The organism is Shewanella subflava (genome assembly GCF_025971955.1).
Lineage (GTDB): Bacteria > Pseudomonadota > Gammaproteobacteria > Enterobacterales > Shewanellaceae > Shewanella > Shewanella subflava.
Window position 1 is genome coordinate 77,443 of sequence record NZ_JAPDMX010000005.1, and the last position, 17,156, is coordinate 94,598.

Sequence of the window (17,156 nt, forward strand, 5' to 3'; positions counted from 1 at the left end):
CTGCTGAAAAACCCTGCATTGCAGCCTTACTGTTTATAAGGATTTTGCATACCAAAACAAATTGAGTGGAATGTTAGTGCCATAACACAAACTCGTTACACCGGATTATACAATAAAGAAAAACGGCTATTACATCCGCTTTTGTGATCCATAAAAAAGTGCAAAACTATATGCATTACTGGACAAGACAAGCAAATAACGTCATAAATAAACGCCTTAGAAATACAAATAGAATGATTTTAATATGAATGCTGTTGTTATTGCAGTTTGCTTGATGCTTGCATTAAGTTTTGCTCGAATCAATGTAGTTATCGCACTGACGATCAGTGCATTAGTCGCGGGCATAGTCGGTGGGCTTGATTTAAACCAAACCATTGCGGCTTTTAATGATGGTCTGGGTGGTGGAGCTCAAATCGCATTAAGTTATGCTTTGCTCGGTGCCTTTGCTGCAGCGTTATCTCACTCAGGGTTGACTACGTTAATCTCTCATTCCATCATCAAAAAGCTTGGTAAAGAGCCAAACAGCACCAATACCAATGTGGTGAGATGGATGTTATTACTAACGATACTTGCGATGGCGATTTCTTCACAAAACGTGCTCCCTATTCATATTGCATTCATTCCCATTCTTATTCCGCCACTATTACATGTATTGTCGACGTTAAAAATTGATCGAAGACTTATTGCTTGTTTGCTGACCTTCGGTTTAGTCACAACTTATATGATTTTGCCAATTGGTTTTGGTGGAATTTTTTTGAACGACATCTTGCTAGCCAATTTAAATAATAATGGCTTAGCCGCTGTGCATAGCCAAATCCCCAAAGCCATGTTGCTTCCAGCGCTTGGCATGGTGTGTGGTTTACTGTTTGCGATGTTTGTGAGTTACCGTAAACCTCGTGAATATCAAATCATCGCTGAGCAAGTCAATCATGAAACAGCTGAACACGGAATAAACCGCAAAAGTATTGTCATTTCTATCATCGCCATTTTGGCGACTTTAATAGTGCAACTTCAAACCAATTCAATGATTTTTGGCGCGTTAGCCGGTTTTATCATTTTCCGCTTTTCCGGAATCATCAAGCGCAGCATTGGGCAGGATTTGTTTAATCAAGGTGTGCATATGATGGCCAATATTGGTTTTATTATGATCGCAGCCGCGGGGTTTGCCGCAGTATTAAAGTCAACGGGTGAAGTCAGTACCTTAGTGGCATCTTTGGGCGATATTATTGGTGACAATAAAGCCCTAGCGGCAATATTGATGCTGGTAGTGGGATTACTGATCACCATGGGCATTGGGTCGTCGTTCTCGACCATTCCAATTATTGCCACAATATACGTACCGTTAGCGTTAAGTTTTGGATTCTCAATTCCTGCCACTATTGCCCTTGTGGGTACTGCAGCGGCATTGGGGGATGCAGGTTCACCCGCATCGGATTCAACCTTAGGGCCTACTGCAGGCTTAAATGCTGATGGACAACATGATCATATTCGTGACAGTGTTATCCCAACATTTATGCATTACAACATTCCCTTGCTAGGCTTTGGTTGGATAGCGGCAATGGTGCTGTAATCTCATTTAGTGAAGCGATTTAATTGATGAACGTGATAAAAAACTAACAATAAAAATGGGAACTTAGGTTCCCATTTTTATGACTGTTCAAATGTTGGTAACTACATTATTTAGTACCAAAAATTTTATCACCCGCATCGCCTAAACCAGGTAAAATATACCCTTGATCGTTCAAGCATTTATCAATGGCAGCGGTGTACAGTTCAATATCTGGGTGAGCCGCTTCTAATGCTTTAATCCCTTCAGGCGCAGCGACAAGCACCAATGCCTTAATTGAGGTACAACCCCGCGCTTTTAATAGGTCGATGGTAGAGATCATTGAACCGCCCGTTGCCAACATTGGGTCAACCACTAAGGCAATTCGCTCATCAACATTACTCACCAGCTTCTCAAAGTAGGGTACTGGCTCAAGCGTTTTCTCGTCACGGTAAATACCGACAACAGAAATGCGCGCACTTGGAATATGCTCAAGGACGCCGTCCATCATGCCTAAACCTGCACGTAAAATGGGTACTACTGTGACCTTTTTACCTTTGATTTGATCAACTTCTACTGGGCCATTCCAGCCATCAATAGTGACTTTTTCAGTTTCAAAGTCAGCAGTGGCTTCATAGGTTAACAAACTGCCAACTTCTGTCGCCAATTCACGAAAACGTTTAGTACTGATATCAGCTTCGCGCATCAATCCTACTTTATGACGAATTAGAGGGTGTTTTACTTCAACGACTTTCATTTTCTCTCCCAGCTTTGTCTATTTACAGCCAAATTTAACAAATGTTAGTGCATTTATCCCCTCTATAAAACATAAAGTTTCATAAATGCTGTAAATCGTGAGCTAACCCAATAAAAATAGCACAATTTGGTGTTTTATCTGGCGGATAAAGCCAAATCATGGCTTTCGACAAACGGCACAAGCTGGTAGAATAGCGCCGCATAAAATTCCTTAAACGATGTACCCGAGAGGATCCTCCGTGAGCACTCCTACACCATTAAGTTACAAAGACGCCGGCGTTGATATCGATGCAGGTAACGCATTAGTTAATAACATAAAGTCTGCAGTAAAACGCACCCGCCGCCCTGAAGTTATGGGCAATCTGGGTGGTTTTGGCGCATTATGTGAATTACCAACTAAATATAAACACCCTGTACTTGTTTCTGGTACTGACGGTGTTGGCACCAAACTTAGACTGGCGATTGATCATAAAAAACATGACACTGTCGGTATAGACCTAGTGGCTATGTGTGTTAATGATTTAATTGTTTCGGGTGCAGAACCTTTATTCTTCTTAGATTATTACGCCACAGGCAAGTTAGATGTTGAAACAGCAACCTCAGTCGTAAACGGCATTGCTGAAGGGTGTTTTCAATCTGGTTGCGCGTTAATTGGTGGCGAAACTGCAGAAATGCCAGGCATGTACGAAGGCGAAGATTACGATCTTGCAGGCTTCTGCGTGGGCGTTGCTGAAAAAGCTGACATCATTGATGGTACAAAAGTAAAAGCAGGTGACTCGTTAATTGCCCTTGGTTCAAGTGGCCCACACTCAAATGGTTATTCACTGATCCGTAAAGTATTAGAAGTCAGTAAAGCCGATCCTAAACAAGATCTGAATGGTAAGCCATTAATCGACCACTTACTTGAGCCAACTAAGATTTATGTAAAGTCATTACTTAAGTTGCTTGAGCAAACTGAAGTACATGCAATGGCACATATCACAGGCGGTGGTTTCTGGGAAAATATTCCTCGTGTATTACCTGAAAACTGTAAAGCGGTCGTTAACGGCGATTCTTGGAACTGGCCAGTGGTATTCGATTGGTTGATGACCAACGGTAATATTGCAAAGCGTGAAATGTACCTCACCTTTAACTGCGGTGTGGGAATGGTTATCGCACTTCCTTCAGACAAAGTTGATGCAGCATTAGCGCTATTATCGGCTGAAGGCGAAAATGCTTGGTTAATTGGTCAAATTGCACAGCGCAGTAACGATGAAGAGCAAGTGGAGATCATCTAATGTCTGCAAGCTGTCGCGTAGTGGTGTTAATTTCAGGTAACGGTAGTAATCTTCAAGCGATTTTAGACGGTTGCGATGACAACCTAAACGCTGAAGTCGTTGGCGTTATCAGTAACAAACCTGACGCTTATGGCTTAATTCGTGCTCATCATAGTGAAGTTGACACCAGTTGTGTAATTGCCCACAAAGGTGAGTCACGTGAAGAGTATGATGCTCGTTTGAGCATTGCGATTGAAAAGTATCAACCGGATTTAATTGTGCTAGCGGGATTCATGCGGATTTTATCCGATAACTTTGTTAGCAAATATTTAGGTAAAATGATCAATATTCACCCATCATTATTACCAAAGTATACAGGGCTAAATACTCATCAACGCGCAATTGATGCTCAAGATACAGAGCACGGTGCCAGTGTGCATTTTGTGATCCCTGAGTTAGATGCTGGTCCAGTTATTTTACAGGCCAAAGTGCCTGTTTATCCTGAAGATGATGCCGAAACCTTGGCGGAAAGAGTGCATGAACAAGAACATGCTATCTATCCATTAGTTGTAAAATGGTTCAGCTTGGGGCGATTATCAATGAACAGAAATCAAGCCTTTCTGGATGGTGAAGTCATTGGCGAAAGCGGTTATGCTCCTGATTAATTTTATCTAAAAGCATAATTCGATTACCAAATATCGATAATAGAAATCACGCCGAGGCGTGATTTTTTATTTGAATATAAACAAAAATCAGCGCACCGGTAATTTCATGTCAGCAAACATTTCATCAATAAGCTGCTGATCACGTAAAGCCACAGCATTTTCAACAACCGTTCGGGTTAAATGTGGCGCAAAATGCAGCATAAAATCATACATATAACCACGTAAAAAACTACCACGTCTAAATCCTATTTTTGTGGTGCTATGCGCAAATAAATGGCTTGCATCAATTGCAACTAGATCTTTATCAATATTGGCATCTATGGCCATCGACGCTATAACCCCTACCCCTAAGCCCAAACGCACATAGGTTTTTAAAACATCAGCACTTGTGGCACTAAACACAACTCGAGGATCTAAGTTTGCACGGTTAAATGACTTTTCAATCTCTGACGCTTTATCAAAACCAAACACATAAGTCACTAATGGATACTTGGCAAGCTCTTCAATACTCGGTTTGACGATGTTGGCTAAAGGATGATTTCGAGTCACAACAATCGAACGATTCCAGTGATAACATGGCAACATAATTAAATCTGTATAGAGGTGCATCGCTTCTGTTGCAATCGCGAAGTCAGCATACCCCCGTGCAGCTTGCTCACTGATCTGGCTTGGCGTTCCCTGGTGCATGTGCAAGTTAACTTTTGGGTAGCGCTTAATAAATTCTTGAATGATATTGGGCAATGCATAACGTGCTTGAGTATCAGTCGTGGCAATATTTAATTCACCTTGATTCGGTTTGGTATACTCTTCCGAAACTTTTTTAATACTCTCAACTTTACTCAAAATATCATTAGCGATTTCGATAACCTGTTGCCCCGCAGGAGTAACATGGGTAAGGTGTTTACCACTACGACCAAATATTTGAATACCGAGCTCATCTTCAAGCATCCTCACCTGTTTACTAATACCTGGTTGTGAGGTATATAAGTTTTCAGCCGTGGTCGACACGTTCAGATTATGTTTTACCACTTCGGCAATGTATCTAAGTTGCTGTAGCTTCATGGTATATTTCCTTGCGCTTTAAATTGAGAAGTTAACATCAATGGTACAAAGCGGTGTTTAACCACTGTATATCTATAACTAATTGTTATACATAACTGCAAATGTAGCCCAATATGGAATATATAACAAGTGAAAACAATTAACGTTAATCGCTTTCAGATCGGTGAATGCACAGCAGGAAAGAGCAGACTTGTTGATAGAATAAGAAAAATACCAACTGAATTATACTCAGTGTTATTACTCACATTATTTTTCTCATTAAAATGACTTAGTTTTCAACGACAGTCGACATAACTTACGCTAAGATATAAAGTAATTTTGGTTTCGCTATTCACCTATAATTAAAAAATGATGATAAAACCGAAATAAGCTTGTGTTGCTGGGCATTATTTTTTAATGCGACACCTGCAATGACTATGACCATACGGAAAACCTATGTCCTTAATTCTCATATTACTGCTGATTGGCGCTTTGTTACTGCTAATAATCGGCTTCAGCATTATTCAGCAACAAAAAGAACGCGCTGAAGCAGAACGCAGACTGGAAGCATCACGTCAAAGAGCCATTATTGATGAAACGGAAGCCGTATTAGCTAATACGGCTATGGCTTCATGCTCTAGTCATATCACTTTAATTTTATATAAACGTATTCAAGAAGCGCTAGAACAATCAATATCCTTTTCTTCTGGACAGGTGCTTAATGATTATCAACGCCGTCTAGGGGACTTAAACGCACAAATTAGTAATATGATGGGGGCGCCTGCGCAGGTGCCATCGGTTGAAAACTTTCGTTTACCTGACAATGACCGTCAAGTATTAGAGTTAGTCAAAACCCTGAAAAAACTTAAAGCCATTTTACGTGCCGAGCACAATAAGGGAAAGGTAGACTCGGTTATTTTCAGTAGCGAAGAAAGCCGTATCGATAGTTTACAGCAACGTATAAATGTAGAATCAATGATCTCCCGAGCTAGAGCCGCATGTTATATGAAGCAATATGGTTCGAGTAAACAAATGGTAACTAAAGCTCTATCTACCTTGCATTTAATCAAAGCACAGACACCTAATGACCCTTTCATTACTCGTAAAGTGGATGAGGCAAAACAATTACTCGATGAAATAATGGGGGCACAAAAAAGCTCTGGCCCCAGTGTTCCTCAGCCGAAGAAAAATGAAGAAGACGATCTTGATATGTTGTTCCAACCCAAGAAGAAGTGGTAATGGGTTATGTTTGCAACATAAAAAAGCCTCAATTGTTGAGGCTTTTTTATTCACGGCTTACCGAGTCAATATGATACCAATCGTTCTAAATAATGGCTCATGCTAACTTGTAAAATAAGCAATACGGCGTTGAATGTTTAGATTGCAGAATAACTACTCACAAAAATATTCTTTATTATCAACTTACCCTTCACTCTTTCTGAACACTTATTTACTGTGATAGGTTTTATGACTTGTGATTTTTCGCTTCTTGCGCTTTTTTTAATGCTTCTTTCTTTTGTCTGCGTTGTTCAATCACTTGATTCACGTCACTACCAATATGAGCTTCACCACGTTGCAGAGCAAGTTGCACCTGACGTTCACGTTCAATAAATCGCTGGCGTTGTTCGTCAGATATTTTGTCAATACAGTGTGGACAGCTGATCCCCTGCACATATGCTGTCGAACTTTTTTCCGCTTCAGTAATGGGCATACGACAAGCATTACACTGATCGTACTGACCTTTTTCTAATGCGTGATTGACTGCAACTCGATTGTCAAATACGAAACATTCCCCTTTCCACAAGCTCTCTTCAGGCTGAACTTCTTCTAAGTATTTAAGAATACCGCCCTCTAAATGGTAAACCTCTTCAAAACCCTGTTCTTTTAGATAGGCTGTTGATTTCTCACAACGAATACCGCCGGTGCAAAACATGGCCACTTTTTTGTGTTTGGCAGGATCCAAATTTTGTTTCACGTACTCAGGAAACTCACGAAATGTCTCAGTAACAGGGTTTACCGCATGTTCAAATGTACCAATTTGCACTTCATAATCGTTACGAGTATCGACTAATAACACATCGGGATCAGAAATTAACGCATTCCAATCTTTAGGCTTAACGTAGGTACCTACCACTTTACGTGGATCGATACCCTCAACGCCCATAGTCACAATTTCTTTTTTCAGCTTCACTTTGGTGCGATAAAATGGCATTTCATCGTCAAAAGATAATTTAGTGACAATATGGTCTAAACCTGGCTGGTTATCCAACCAAGCTAATAATGCCTCTATACCCGCTTTGCTGCTGGCTACGGTGCCATTTATGCCTTCACTCGCCAGTAACAAGGTACCTTTAACCTCATGCTGTTCCATCACGTTAAGTAACGGCTGTCGGATTGCTTCAAAATTTGGTAGGGCAACAAACTTATACAGTGCACATACGACAAAAGTGGTTGGTGTTGATAAATCTGAAGGTATTGATGTGTTGGTTAACATGATCTCTCCGCTGGCTGGAACTTAATTTCCAGTGCATATTACTGGCGCACAAATGTGAGCTATAGCTAAAAAAACGGCCGAAATTATAACTAAATCACACCCAAATAACAGTTTTTAATCTCTCAATGGGGTTTTAAAATACCCTTTTTTATCAATCCGAATGATTTTTACGGTAAAATCATCTCCACTTTACTGATATATATGGCTTTGTATATTGAGTTTATCGCCCCGTTTTTTTCTTTAATGGCATGATACTTCAGGCAAAGTTTATCCATCATTCAATCACTGCAGATATTACAGGCCATAATCATGAATTATTTATACTCTTTTCGTCGCTGCCCCTATGCTATGAGAGCTAGAATAAGCTTGCACTTGAGCCATCTAAACCCAGAAGTGAGGGAAATCATTTTAAAAAATAAACCAGCTGAAATGCTTGCCATTTCACCTAAAGGCACAGTGCCGGTATTGGTTTATGAAGAGCAAGTGATCGCAGAAAGCTTAGATATATTCCAATTTGCATTAAAACAGTTCCCACAATCAAACGGCCCATATTTACTTAACGCGCAATACCACACTTTGATTGAAAGTCTCGATTCAATAGACGCTAAAACACTGATTCAACAAAACGATGTTGTATTTAAACCTTGGTTAGATAAGTATAAATATGCCGATAGGCATCCAGAAATGTCCCAACTCGCCTATCGACAACAGGCGGAGCTATTTCTCGCTAGCCTTGAACAACAACTCAGTCAAGATGCCTTTCTATTTGCTAATCACCCTACTTTTGCCGACTACGCAATATTCCCTTTCATCAGACAATTTGCAGGCGTTGACAGCATCTGGTTCGCATCTTGCCCATACCCCAGAGTGCGTGTTTGGTTAAACTCGTTAATTGAAAGCGAGCTATTTAAGCAGGTCATGACAAAATACCCATTATGGCTAGATGACAAAGCAACAATCCATCTAAAGTGACAGCGAGATTAAAATCTAAACCGTATAGGAGCCTAAAAGACAATATTTAAAAAAATGTAATCAATTTATATGATTAATCCATAAATCACTTTTAAACACTGTAAAATTCACGTAAATTTATGGTCAATATCAATAAAATCTAATCATTAATTGACGTTAAATAATAAGAGGGATTTTTATTATTTGAGCAGATATTCAATTATCGATTATGCTTAAAAGAGTCATTGCGACAAAGCAAAGGAAAACATGACATGAATACAATGGATATAACACTGATTTTTTTAGTCACTGCAGTCATACTGTTACATATTCTATTTTGCTATAACGCAATGACGTCCAAAGCGCATATCAGCAACTTTAAACGTGGACTTTGGTGCGGGTTAAGTTTGTTTTTGGGACCTTTAGGGTTTTACATTTTTCAAAACTTATTACCGTTAGACGCCCTTGAGTAACTATCACAAAGCCAATGATTAAATTGCTCATGCCTTTTTCATTAAAGCATGAGCACATTGCTTATAAAAATCTGGCGAATTGACGCCCTTCTTTCAAAGGCTTTATCGGGGCTTGTACCGAAGGTGTGCCTATATACAGAAAACCAATAATCTGATCTTGCTCTGCTAATCCTAGTTGTTGATGTACATTGCTATCAAAGGCAAAATCACCTGTCCGCCAAACCGCACCAAGACCTAACGAAAAGGCGGCTTGTTGCATCGCCATGGTCGCGCATCCTGCAGCAATATGTTGCTCTAAAACGGGCACTTTGGGATGGTCTTGTGTTTTGGCAACGACAGTAATGACCATAGGTGCACGAAATGGCATTTTTGCTGCTTTTTGGATAAAAGCTTCATCAGCATTGGATTGCTCTGCGGCAAAAACAAACACCTTAGCCAAGCGACTCAATCCCTCATCTTGAGCAATGATGAACTCCCAAGGTGTTAATGCCCCATGATCAGGCACTCTAGCTGCAGCGTTAAGAATAAATTCGAGTTGTTCAGCTGACGGTGCAGGGGCCTCTAATCTTGGAGAAGATTGACGAGTTAACAATAATTCAGATGCTTTCAAAGTGTTTATCCTATTGATTTTTAATGCGATATATCATATCAAATATCCCCGTTTTTGTTCGAGTATTTGCAAAATGATGACAAATAATACCAGCTTAATGATGGAGCTGGCCCAGATAACGATTAATATAATAATCTAGGCTAAAATAACGACCTCCGCCTGTAAAGAGTAATGCGAGCAACATAATAAAATAGGTTATCGCAAATTCGATACCATTGTTCAAAATCACAAAATTACCTGAACTTGTAAGCCATTCGTAATTGCCATGCTGTTGTAAAATAGATTTGGCCGCAGCCAGTTTTTCACCAGTCTCTGCCACTTTGTCACTGGCTAACCACGAGCTCGTATCAGCAATGGCTAACCAACCATTTGACCAATGCACCGCAAATGCCGCCACAAGCATGGTAATCATCAGCGGCAGCGCAATAAACCGGGTTGCAAGCCCTATCAATAATAACAATCCGCCAAAAAATTCAGATCCAGCAGCTAATGCTGTCATCACTTCAGGCATAGGTAAACCCAGTCCCCAATCAGGGTTGCCAAACCAAGCAACAGTGTCATCAAAATAAGATAATTTGTTATAGCCAGCTTGCATTAACACGGGCGCGAGGTAAATACGCAGCGCTAACGGTGCTAACCCTTCTAAATAAGACAATTTATGAAGTAGATTTTGATACATGGCAAAGAGTGCTTGCATGCTAATTCCTTTATGAAATGATTTATTCACTGACAAACTTCAAAATGCAATTTGATCTAGTCTATTGGCTAAATTTAAGACTAACATTAACATCATCGAAGAAATGTACGTTTATAAAGTAGTAGCGAATAAGACCTGACATATCAGGAAAACATTTCAACACTGCCAACTCATTCACTGGGGGAGCGACAGGCAAAACATTAATTGCTATCGATTAATGCAAAATACTGCTGAAAATAACCTAAAAATTTCTCAGGCTCAGATTTGGCCATAATTAATGCCCACATTGCACAAAATAACCAATAACAATTAATCGCATGACCAACACATTGTTTTGCCTTTTCATTCAGATAAGGTGGACTCAACGCTGCTTGCCATTGAAAATAATCATCAAGTAACGATTCATATTGCATTGAAGATAAATCATGGGTAGCCAATATTGAGGCTAAATCAAAAAGTGGATGACTGGTTGCCGCATACTCGAAGTCAATACACATTAGCGTTGAATGGCTTTCAGCTGTTATCGCATTTTTATCAGTTTTTAAAAGAAGATTGAAAGGGGATAAATCACGATGACAAAACGACGGTGTGATCAAACATTTGTCTAATGCATCAAACCACTGCAGCACTTTATCTGTTAGCTGGTTAATTTGCAGCAAACAGGATTGCCATTGCTTCGAAGGTATTTTATCGGTCACTAATTGTAACTGATATTCTTGCCATTGCTGCAACATACTTACCTGTTTGCTCGGTAAAGGAAGCGTCGCAAGACTTTGTAAGACAGTTAATAATTGTTTTACCGGTTCGGTAGTCGAACCATCAATGTTGATTTGTTGTCGACGGGGCGTGTTAGCGCCGTGTTGGCAATAAAATTGACTCCAAGGTTCGGACTCACTGATAAACTCACTGAGATAAAGCTCATTATTAACACCACAATAATATAATTTGGGGGCTAAACCAATCGACTGTGCGGCTCGCCAGCTGGTGACCTCATCAACACGGCTACACCACATTGCCTCTGCATGATTAATCCTCAACACTTGCGCTTGTTCGCCATACTTAGTCTGGCTTTTTAGCACAAAATTTTGATTACTTAAACCGGCAGAAAGCAGGTCTACATGGCTACAACCTTTACTTAGCTGACTTAATTTATCTGCAGGCAGTCGCTCAACCAAAAGCTGCATCACCTTTGCAGGTAATTCAGCTAATGCAGAACATTTTAACCCAGGAGTGAGACTAGCCATGCTGATGAGCAAGCTGAGCATCTGATTGAAGATCCATCACCCAAATTTTGCGCCACATGAAATATCCTGCTATCGCCATAAACACATAAACGACAAACAATGCCGTGGTGAGCATAAGTCCTTTACTGAAATATAAATAGATAGATACTGTGTTAATCACCATCCAGTAAAACCAATTTTCCAGCACTTTTTTGGCCACTAGATAGGTGGTCATTACCGCAAAGCAAGTTGTCGCTGAATCTAAATATGGGAAGGAAGCTTGGGTATAATTGGCCATCAAATACCCTACAACCAAAGAAACAAGTAACGTAATGGATATTAGTAGAAAATGCGTGCTCACAGGCCAGCTAATGATCGGTGAGCCTTTATCATCGATATGATGTGCTTCTCCATTGTCTGGTTGCTGCATCCACATCCAATAACCGTAAAGCGCCATTGCCATATAATAAACATTGAGCACAGACTCCATTAGCAATGAAACTTTCCAGAAAAGCACTGTGTATATTGCTGTGCTGATAAATGCCGCTGCCCAACACCAAATATTCGTTCGCATAGCCAATACTAAATAGACAATGGCCAATAACACAGCAATCGCTTCCCAGGCTGTCATCACTCCCGCTTCACTGATGATTTGGCTAATAGACTGGCTAATTTCGGACATTTATTGCTACTCGCTGTGGGCTAAATTAAGTTCACCACCAATAAATTTACACACAAAAACCGCTTTGCCCCACTTTTCATGGGCAGCCTGCATTTCAATAGCCAACATCGACATAACATCAGAATATTCACCACATATTTGCGTTGCCATGGCATTTGTCACACGTTCAATATTGCTATAGCTGTCAACCCGGCCAATAAACCACTTAATGGGATCCAAATAGTTTTCATTAAATGGATACATGCTTATTTCTGCAGTTAATTTCATCATTACACCTTAAAATACATCTACGACACCCACAACAGGTGTCAAAAAGGCTTGCTACTTCAGCAAGCCATTCATTCAATTACATAAACTTATAGTCGAACGTCACACCTACCTGACGGGGATCACCATAACGAATGTACTGCTTGTCAGCCCAATCTAAATCAGGCTCATTACCAAAATAGAAGCCACGCACGCCATATTTTTCATCAAACAAATTACGGCCCCAAAGATAAGCTGACCAAGTTTGGGTTTCATAACCTAAACGCGCATTGATAATATTATAGGGATCCGATTTAGATTCATTACTATCTGAGTAGTAAAACTCACTTTTACCACTGGTATTGATATTAGCAAACCAACCTGAGTCAGCCAGATAAGTTATCCCCGCGCTGTAAGTCACATTAGGTGAATGAGCTAACTCACGACCGGATAAATCGATGGTACTACCATATTTGTCTTGATAACGGTAATCGCCATACTCGGTCTCTAACCAGCCCAAACTACCATACACTTGTAAGTTTTCAGTGGCGTACCAATTAATATCAAGCTCGGCACCATAATTGTTGGAGCTGCCTGCATTTTCGGTAAATAATACAAATCGCTGAGGATTTTCAGGATCTTGTAATGATGCCGCCACTTGCTGGTCTTCTCTGTCCATAAAGAACAGGGCAAAATTACTGTCTAATGCGCCATCAAACCACACTGACTTAAGACCGATTTCGTAGTTATACAAGATTTCGGTATCGAATTCTTTTTTATCGGCTAATTCCGCTGGCAAGGTCATATTAAACCCACCGGCTTTATATCCACGGGCCACTTTTGCATAGGCATTATGGGAATCATTTAAGGCTTTTGACAAAGCAATATGGCCGCCCCACATATCTTCAGAGGGTTTGAAGTTATCTTGATTGGTGTCCGAATATTCACTGTCACGGCGCTCAAATCGTAAACCTGTGGATAATAAATAGTCATCACCTAAGTGAGTGTCTAGTTGACCAAAAACGGCGTAATTTGTTGCTTCGTAATCAGATTGTAAGACTTCATCTGGCCAAGTGTTATATTCTGAATATAAGTCGTTATCTTCTTTTAAGTTCATGGCATATACGCCCACTAACCAATCGGTCGATTGATTAAAAATACGGCCAGCTTGATTTGAAGATAAACGAAACTCCTGTGATATTGTTTTGCGCTTACCGGTTTTATCCCAAATATAATCATAAACACATGGCTCTGTGCCTGACTCATTCCAATCACTATCATATGCCGTACATTGCTTACTGGCCCAATATTCAGGGTTAGCCCAATCGCCATCATAAGCATGTTGATGATCAGTATTTGCAAATGATGTTAACGATGTCAGCTCGAAATATTTCGCACCTGTATAGGATAGCTTGAGTCCAGCACCCGTGGTTTTTTGATTATCAACACCAGGCTTATCGGTTAAGGTGTTTGTGCCATTATTGTCCAATGTCCAGGCATCATAACCATTGTCAAAATCGGCGTATATAAAGGTTAAATCCGCTTGAAAATCATCAGTCGCATACCAACGTAATTTAGCACGCGCACTCAATTCATCCCGCTTGTTTGTATCATCACGGTCTAAATAAGTGTTATTTTTAAATCCATTTTGATCATGTTTTTCTACCGATACACGATATAACAGCTTGCCCGAATCGGTCACCGGCCCTGAACTAAAGCCCGAAAATGTCTGTAAGTCATCATCACCTAAACTCACTTTAACGCCGTGTTCAAACGTGTCTGTGGGGTCATTACTTTTAAGGTAAATCAAACCCGCTAGTGCATTAGCGCCATATTGTGTTCCTTGCGGGCCTCGTAACACTTCAACCTGTTGCATATCATACATGCTTGACACCATGCCAAGTCCTGACAAGTCGATATCATCAACAATGAATCCTACAGAGGAATTAGGAGCGCCTTGGTATTGCTCTTGCTCACCCACACCACGAATTTGAAAGTATTTAGGACGAGAGCTACCACCTGACCAGTTAAAGTTGGCAATAGAATTTAACACATCCTCAAAATGCTGCGCGCCTTCATCTGCCAGTTGTTGTGCATCAATAACCGTTACGCTTGAAGGCATTTTATCTAAGCTAACATGACTAAAATCAGCGTTAACGACAATCACTTCCATTTTTTCGGATTCAGGCGCCACACGTTCAATTGACTCAGTTGCGGCTAAAAGATTACCAGCATAAAGTGCAGACAAAACTGCCAATGTTAATGGTGATTTAAGCAAAGATTTTGTGTTTACAGGGAGCATAGGACCTCAAATATGTATTTTGAGATCCGGCAGATAGCGATAAAGAAGTGCACATCCATGACATCGAAGTGGCCCATTCCTACGCCGGTATTAGCCGGATCAGGTTCTAAGGGTTCATCTTGCGATATCTCAGTTTTCTTATTGCAGTCAATGATGGACTATCAGAAAACACCCCTTGGCGTCAGGGATTATATCTTAAATTTAACAAGGTAACAGACAAAACTCGTACTTTTTTATCACTAAAGATAAAGCCCGATAATCAGGCTTTATTGGAGAGTGAATCAATTTCTAATTGGAAAATGCTTTACGTACATACACTTCAAATCGGCTAGCGGTTGCATTCGGCGCAACGGCATTGACTTGAATTTGTTGTTTTCCGTGCAATTTTAACGATTTCCAGCTTGTTGCTTCATCTTCTATGGTAAAGCCGTTGGCATCAAACCAGGTAAACTTGTATTGCAAACGGAGATCGGTGGCCACTAAGCTATTAATTTGCGCTGCGGCCTGAATTAAATCTGCGGACTGACGAGAAGTGATATTTGAAACCGAGACTTCACGACTAAACGTACTGTTATCTACCCTGACCTCACCCTGAGAATTGGCCGAAATACCGGAGGTGTGATTGGCGCAGGCGCTTAGGAATAAGCCAATGGACAATATTATAAAATAGCTAATGTGTTTCATATTCATTCCTTTATCAGTTGACTCAATCAATCAAAAAGTGGGCTCTAGCGGTGGCAATTAACTGCTTACGATTATTTTGCCAACAGTTGATATTCACATTGGCAACACGTCGACCTTGCCGAGTGATTTTACACTCTGCAAAGGTATCCTGATGTAAACCAGCACGTAAATAATCAATTGAAAAATCAACTATTTTAGGCACTTTTTTGGCTTGCATGAATACCATTAATTGCACAATGGCAGACATTTCCATAAATCCAGCAATCACGCCGCCGTGAATAGCCGGTAATACTGGGTTACCAATATTGTCATCTTTGGCGGGGAGCTTAAACACCATTTCATCCCCAAAACGCGCTACCGACATACCAATAAATTGCGAATAAGGCACCTGTGCGAGCAAGTAACTATAATCATTAAGTTCAATGGCTCTTTTCACCACATCCTGCACATCAAGAGAAGGACAATCTACAGGCTCAGAAGGCTTATTAATCTCAGTCATTTTTCACCTCTGGCAAATTACCCATTAATGCTTGTCGAAAATCTTCACCAACCATTTCAGGGCTGATCCGCATAAATGTTCCCACAGCATGGGCTATCGGCTCGTCGATACTATCTTGATAAGCGATGGCACGGGTAAACGCCACACTTGATGATAATCGATAACATTCAGCAAAAGCATACACCGCTTTATGTGGCTCAGCAGGCTTCATGTAATCAACTCGTAAATCGAGTGTGGGAGAGATTTCTAATGACTGATATTTTTTTAAAATGGCGCACACTACAGCAGTACCACACGTGGTATCAATTAACGTGGTGATCACGCCGCCATGAATCACGCCAGTATCAGGATAACCAATAATATCTTGGCTATAAGGCAGTTTGATCAATACATGATGTTCACTCGCTTCCTGTACAGACAATCCTAAGCGGCGACATTGTGCTAACTGATTAACAAATCGAGTAGCAACTTCCGTTAATGGGAAAAAATCAGAATTAATTTTCATTAGCCACGGCTCAGCATTGGACCAAGGGGCTTACCACCCACTAAATGCAAATGAATATGGTAAACCTCTTGGCCACCATGTTTATTGCAATTCATGATTAATCGATAACCGTCTTCAGCAATGCCGGCTTCTTCAGCCAATTTTGCCGCAACCGTCATCATCCTACCCAGTGCTAATTCATCTGACGCTTTTACATCATTCGCCGTTGCAATCAAATGATTCGGGATAATCAAAATATGCGTAGGAGCTTGGGGAGCGATATCCCGAAACGCAGTAACTAACTCGTCTTGGTAAAGAATATCGGCAGGAATTTCACGACGAATAATTTTACTAAAAATGGTTTCTTCGGCCATTTGCTTGTCCTTTTTGCAATGATTGCATCTATACAACGCAATTTGAAATACATATTTGAGGTGCCGTAGTGTGTATACCAAGGTACCGATGGGTTAAGTTTATCGTATTTTTCAATAAAGATAACCGCTAATGGTGGTTTTTCATCATGCTTGTTTGCGTAAACGCGCCAATT

Annotated in this window: 18 protein-coding genes and 1 riboswitch; of the genes, 5 read left to right on the forward strand and 13 right to left on the reverse strand. The window is 40.4% G+C overall.

Annotated elements, in window-relative coordinates:
* Positions 1-244 precede the first annotated feature (244 nt).
* The gene (locus OHT75_RS04450; RefSeq protein WP_264725244.1) at positions 245-1,570 is read left to right on the forward strand and encodes a Na+/H+ antiporter family protein; all 1,326 of its coding nucleotides are present in this window, start codon (positions 245-247) and stop codon (positions 1,568-1,570) included.
* Between the two features lie 106 nt (positions 1,571-1,676).
* Here OHT75_RS04450 and upp read toward each other — a convergent pair whose 3' ends face one another.
* Positions 1,677-2,303 carry a uracil phosphoribosyltransferase gene (gene upp, locus OHT75_RS04455; protein ID WP_264725245.1) on the reverse strand — a complete coding sequence of 209 codons (627 nt, stop codon included), beginning with the start codon at positions 2,301-2,303 and terminating at the stop codon, positions 1,677-1,679.
* A gap of 238 nt (positions 2,304-2,541) precedes the next feature.
* On the opposite strand from upp, the gene purM reads away from it, so the two are divergent.
* Together purM and purN are read left to right on the forward strand one after the other, a co-directional pair.
* Positions 2,542-3,579 (forward strand): phosphoribosylformylglycinamidine cyclo-ligase, encoded by a 1,038-nt coding sequence (gene purM, locus OHT75_RS04460; RefSeq protein WP_264725246.1) that lies wholly within the window; start codon positions 2,542-2,544, stop codon positions 3,577-3,579.
* Entirely contained in the window at positions 3,579-4,223 is a 645-nt protein-coding gene (gene purN / locus OHT75_RS04465; RefSeq protein ID WP_264725247.1) for a phosphoribosylglycinamide formyltransferase, read from the forward strand. Before purM ends, purN begins: the two co-directional genes overlap by 1 nt.
* Before the next feature lie 87 nt (positions 4,224-4,310).
* On the opposite strand, the gene cysB is transcribed toward purN, so the two are convergent.
* Positions 4,311-5,285: an HTH-type transcriptional regulator CysB gene (cysB, locus tag OHT75_RS04470; protein WP_264725248.1), complete on the reverse strand. Its 975-nt coding sequence runs from the start codon at positions 5,283-5,285 to the stop codon at positions 4,311-4,313.
* Positions 5,286-5,720: 435 nt separating this feature from the next.
* Here cysB and OHT75_RS04475 point away from each other — a divergent pair, with 435 nt between their 5' ends.
* The gene (locus tag OHT75_RS04475) at positions 5,721-6,503 is read left to right on the forward strand and encodes a hypothetical protein (protein ID WP_264725249.1); all 783 of its coding nucleotides are present in this window, start codon (positions 5,721-5,723) and stop codon (positions 6,501-6,503) included.
* A 226-nt stretch (positions 6,504-6,729) separates the two neighbouring features.
* On the opposite strand, the gene trhO is transcribed toward OHT75_RS04475, so the two are convergent.
* Positions 6,730-7,758, reverse strand: coding sequence for an oxygen-dependent tRNA uridine(34) hydroxylase TrhO (trhO, locus tag OHT75_RS04480; RefSeq protein WP_264725250.1), 1,029 nt, complete (start codon positions 7,756-7,758; stop codon positions 6,730-6,732).
* A 303-nt stretch (positions 7,759-8,061) separates the two neighbouring features.
* On the opposite strand from trhO, the gene OHT75_RS04485 reads away from it, so the two are divergent.
* Positions 8,062-8,730 (forward strand): glutathione S-transferase, encoded by a 669-nt coding sequence (locus OHT75_RS04485; RefSeq protein ID WP_264725295.1) that lies wholly within the window; start codon positions 8,062-8,064, stop codon positions 8,728-8,730.
* Between the two features lie 513 nt (positions 8,731-9,243).
* On the opposite strand, the gene OHT75_RS04490 is transcribed toward OHT75_RS04485, so the two are convergent.
* From OHT75_RS04490 to hinT, 10 genes are all read right to left on the reverse strand, one after another.
* Positions 9,244-9,792 carry an NAD(P)H nitroreductase gene (locus tag OHT75_RS04490; RefSeq protein WP_264725252.1) on the reverse strand — a complete coding sequence of 183 codons (549 nt, stop codon included), beginning with the start codon at positions 9,790-9,792 and terminating at the stop codon, positions 9,244-9,246.
* Between the two features lie 94 nt (positions 9,793-9,886).
* Positions 9,887-10,489, reverse strand: coding sequence for an HvfX family Cu-binding RiPP maturation protein (locus OHT75_RS04495; RefSeq protein WP_264725253.1), 603 nt, complete (start codon positions 10,487-10,489; stop codon positions 9,887-9,889).
* A 200-nt stretch (positions 10,490-10,689) separates the two neighbouring features.
* A complete protein-coding gene (locus tag OHT75_RS04500; protein WP_264725254.1) occupies positions 10,690-11,733 on the reverse strand; it encodes a phosphotransferase in 1,044 nt (347 codons plus the stop codon).
* The gene (gene pnuC, locus OHT75_RS04505; protein ID WP_264725256.1) at positions 11,726-12,394 is read right to left on the reverse strand and encodes a nicotinamide riboside transporter PnuC; all 669 of its coding nucleotides are present in this window, start codon (positions 12,392-12,394) and stop codon (positions 11,726-11,728) included. The genes OHT75_RS04500 and pnuC overlap by 8 nt, the downstream gene beginning before the upstream one ends.
* A gap of 6 nt (positions 12,395-12,400) precedes the next feature.
* Positions 12,401-12,661 (reverse strand): YkoF family thiamine/hydroxymethylpyrimidine-binding protein, encoded by a 261-nt coding sequence (locus OHT75_RS04510; RefSeq protein ID WP_264725297.1) that lies wholly within the window; start codon positions 12,659-12,661, stop codon positions 12,401-12,403.
* A 79-nt stretch (positions 12,662-12,740) separates the two neighbouring features.
* Complete coding sequence (locus OHT75_RS04515) at positions 12,741-14,942, reverse strand: TonB-dependent receptor (RefSeq protein WP_264725257.1); 2,202 nt, start codon at positions 14,940-14,942, stop codon at positions 12,741-12,743.
* A gap of 59 nt (positions 14,943-15,001) precedes the next feature.
* Positions 15,002-15,128, reverse strand: a riboswitch (TPP riboswitch).
* 102 nt (positions 15,129-15,230) lie between these two features.
* The gene (locus tag OHT75_RS04520) at positions 15,231-15,626 is read right to left on the reverse strand and encodes a YcfL family protein (RefSeq protein ID WP_264725259.1); all 396 of its coding nucleotides are present in this window, start codon (positions 15,624-15,626) and stop codon (positions 15,231-15,233) included.
* 22 nt (positions 15,627-15,648) lie between these two features.
* Complete coding sequence (locus OHT75_RS04525; protein ID WP_264725260.1) at positions 15,649-16,125, reverse strand: PaaI family thioesterase; 477 nt, start codon at positions 16,123-16,125, stop codon at positions 15,649-15,651.
* On the reverse strand, positions 16,118-16,630 hold the full coding sequence (locus OHT75_RS04530; RefSeq protein ID WP_261299608.1) for a PaaI family thioesterase: 513 nt from the start codon (positions 16,628-16,630) through the stop codon (positions 16,118-16,120). Before OHT75_RS04530 ends, OHT75_RS04525 begins: the two co-directional genes overlap by 8 nt.
* Positions 16,630-16,983, reverse strand: coding sequence for a purine nucleoside phosphoramidase (gene hinT / locus OHT75_RS04535; protein ID WP_264725261.1), 354 nt, complete (start codon positions 16,981-16,983; stop codon positions 16,630-16,632). The genes OHT75_RS04530 and hinT overlap by 1 nt, the downstream gene beginning before the upstream one ends.
* Positions 16,984-17,156: the final 173 nt, after the last annotated feature.

Excerpts from the sequence above, each read along its gene's own strand:
- OHT75_RS04450 (WP_264725244.1), top strand. The coding sequence starts at position 245 with ATGAATGCTGTTGTTATTGCAGTTTGCTTGATGCTTGCATTAAGTTTT.
- upp (WP_264725245.1), bottom strand. The coding sequence starts at position 2,303 with ATGAAAGTCGTTGAAGTAAAACACCCTCTAATTCGTCATAAAGTAGGA.
- purN (WP_264725247.1), top strand. The coding sequence starts at position 3,579 with ATGTCTGCAAGCTGTCGCGTAGTGGTGTTAATTTCAGGTAACGGTAGT.
- cysB (WP_264725248.1), bottom strand. The coding sequence starts at position 5,285 with ATGAAGCTACAGCAACTTAGATACATTGCCGAAGTGGTAAAACATAAT.
- OHT75_RS04475 (WP_264725249.1), top strand. The coding sequence starts at position 5,721 with ATGTCCTTAATTCTCATATTACTGCTGATTGGCGCTTTGTTACTGCTA.
- trhO (WP_264725250.1), bottom strand. The coding sequence starts at position 7,758 with ATGTTAACCAACACATCAATACCTTCAGATTTATCAACACCAACCACT.
- OHT75_RS04495 (WP_264725253.1), bottom strand. The coding sequence starts at position 10,489 with ATGCAAGCACTCTTTGCCATGTATCAAAATCTACTTCATAAATTGTCT.
- OHT75_RS04500 (WP_264725254.1), bottom strand. The coding sequence starts at position 11,733 with ATGGCTAGTCTCACTCCTGGGTTAAAATGTTCTGCATTAGCTGAATTA.
- pnuC (WP_264725256.1), bottom strand. The coding sequence starts at position 12,394 with ATGTCCGAAATTAGCCAGTCTATTAGCCAAATCATCAGTGAAGCGGGA.
- OHT75_RS04510 (WP_264725297.1), bottom strand. The coding sequence starts at position 12,661 with ATGAAATTAACTGCAGAAATAAGCATGTATCCATTTAATGAAAACTAT.
- OHT75_RS04515 (WP_264725257.1), bottom strand. The coding sequence starts at position 14,942 with ATGCTCCCTGTAAACACAAAATCTTTGCTTAAATCACCATTAACATTG.
- OHT75_RS04520 (WP_264725259.1), bottom strand. The coding sequence starts at position 15,626 with ATGAAACACATTAGCTATTTTATAATATTGTCCATTGGCTTATTCCTA.
- OHT75_RS04525 (WP_264725260.1), bottom strand. The coding sequence starts at position 16,125 with ATGACTGAGATTAATAAGCCTTCTGAGCCTGTAGATTGTCCTTCTCTT.
- OHT75_RS04530 (WP_261299608.1), bottom strand. The coding sequence starts at position 16,630 with ATGAAAATTAATTCTGATTTTTTCCCATTAACGGAAGTTGCTACTCGA.
- hinT (WP_264725261.1), bottom strand. The coding sequence starts at position 16,983 with ATGGCCGAAGAAACCATTTTTAGTAAAATTATTCGTCGTGAAATTCCT.